The sequence below is a fragment of the Rhodococcus sp. 06-221-2 genome (assembly GCF_002258365.1).
In the GTDB taxonomy this organism is placed as follows: Bacteria; Actinomycetota; Actinomycetes; order Mycobacteriales; family Mycobacteriaceae; genus Rhodococcoides; species Rhodococcoides fascians.
In genome coordinates this window covers 1-1,552 of sequence record NZ_NOYJ01000007.1, presented here as the reverse complement: position 1 = coordinate 1,552, position 1,552 = coordinate 1, and the positions used below count along the sequence as shown (strand labels likewise).

The 1,552-nt window shown below is 61.8% G+C and carries 1 protein-coding gene; it reads left to right on the top strand.

Annotated features, from left to right (window positions below; translation table 11 throughout):
* The first annotated feature begins 102 nt into the window (after positions 1 to 102).
* On the top strand, positions 103 to 1,185 hold the full coding sequence (locus tag CH281_RS04340; RefSeq protein ID WP_441347006.1) for an IS110 family transposase: 1,083 nt from the start codon (positions 103 to 105) through the stop codon (positions 1,183 to 1,185).
* The last annotated feature ends 367 nt before the right edge of the window (positions 1,186 to 1,552 follow it).

Sequence of the window (1,552 nt, the reverse complement as noted above, 5' to 3'; positions counted from 1 at the left end):
TAGACGGTATGGAGGTCTTGGCTGGGGCCCCTCCGCATGTAAGCGTGGGTTGCCGACAGGAGTGGGTCCTGGCCGGTAGAGCCACAAATGTGGGAGGCCCCAGTGAAGAATCATCGTACGAGTGTTGGTTTGGATGTGCACGCACGATCGGTGGTGGCGTGCGGTTTGGATGGCGAGACGGGCGAGTTGTTCGAGCGTCGCATGTCGCCTGATCACAAAGAAATCCTGGAGTGGATTCGTTCGCTGCCAGGATTGGTGCATGTCGTCTACGAGGCGGGCCCGACCGGTTTCGGTCTGGCCCGTTTTCTGTTGGCCGCCGGTGTCGATTGTGTGGTGGCGGCACCGTCGAGAATTCAACGTCCCCCTGGTGACCGCATCAAGACCGATGCCCGTGATGCCCGGCATTTGGCTCGGTTGCTTCATTTGAGTTCTATTGTGCCGGTTCTGATTCCGAGTACCGAGCAGGAGTCCGCTCGTGATCTGGTGCGAGCGAGGGAGGACTGCCGCGGCGATCTGGTGTCCGCACAGCATCGCCTGACACATGTGCTGCTGCGTCAAGGGATCATCTACAGCGGCGGCAAACCCTGGACCGCAGCCCACGATCTGTGGTTACGTCGCCAGCGGTTCGATTCACGTGCACTGCAGATCACCTACGACACCGCCTACGAGACCGTCATCGCCACCACCGAACGCCGGAATCGTCTCGATACCGCCATCGCGGACATGGCTGCGCATTCGTCGTTCACTCCGGTGGTGACCCGGCTGGGGTGCCTTCGTGGGGTGGCGACGTTGACAGCGTTCGGTTTGGCGACGGAGATCGGTGAGTGGGACCGGTTGACCGGCCGCTCGATCGGTGCGTTCGTCGGGTTGATCCCGACCGAGCATTCTTCCGGTGAATCCCGGTCGCAGGGCGGTGTCAGCAAAACCGGCAATGCTCACGTACGCCGACTGCTGGTCGAGGCTGCCTGGCATCATCGCAAGCCGTATCGGCCGGGGCGTGAACTGGTGGCACGGTGGAAGGCGTCGACTCCCAAAGCCAAAGCGCGAGGGCATCAAGCGAACCGGCGGCTGCACGCACGGTGGGAACATTTCGACGAACGCGGTAAACGTGCGGTGGTCGCCAATGCCGGGATCGCACGAGAGCTGGCCGGCTGGTGCTGGTCGTTGGCCACGCTCGAGGAATGACTGAAGCTCCGACGCCGAAGTAGCGATCTGCGTCGGGATAGATGTCCGGAATGAACGGTCGACGACGATGTGGGATGTGGCCGAGCGTCTGGGAGTGACCCGCTAGCCGCCTATGAGCAATCCTCAACTGCGCGTTGAGATCACGCTCGACTCATAGACTTGCGATCCACTCCAGCCGAAACAGTCCGTCCTGCGGTAACCAACCCGCGTATATGAGAGTTGACGACGCGTCGAACACTACGACACGCTCACCTCCCACTCGCATCGATCACCATCCCGGCAACAGGAAGCGGTGGCACACACGACGGTGCGTGCCACCGCTTCACCATGCCGTCGTTGACAGGCCGACCTCCATATGAGAGCGGCT